Here is a 267-nt window from a genome sequence, read left to right as displayed (position 1 = left end):
ATGTTGCGTATGGTTTAAAGGTGCGTCCTAGAAAAGAGCGACCATCGAAAGCAGAAATCGCGAAAAAGGTAAATGAATTATTAGCACTGGTAAAATTAGATAATTTAGCAGATCGTTATCCATCACAACTGTCAGGGGGGCAACGTCAGCGTGTTGCTTTAGCTCGAGCTCTTGCAGTAGAACCTAAAGTATTATTGCTCGATGAACCTTTTGGCGCGTTGGATGCTAAGGTACGTAAGGAATTACGTCGCTGGTTACGCAAGCTTC

The 267-nt window shown here is 43.4% G+C and carries 1 protein-coding gene; it reads left to right on the top strand.

Annotation, left to right across the window (positions count from 1 at the left end; all coding sequences use genetic code 11):
• Nucleotides 1-267, top strand: a 267-nt coding sequence (locus R0J88_RS20695; RefSeq protein WP_410900982.1) for an ATP-binding cassette domain-containing protein, incomplete at both ends; no start/stop codon positions are given.

It is taken from the genome of Pseudoalteromonas sp. SIMBA_162 (assembly GCF_046535955.1).
Lineage (GTDB): Bacteria > Pseudomonadota > Gammaproteobacteria > Enterobacterales > Alteromonadaceae > Pseudoalteromonas > Pseudoalteromonas marina.
The sequence above is the reverse complement of the archived record's forward strand: the minus strand, read 5'-3'. Positions and strand labels throughout refer to the sequence as shown.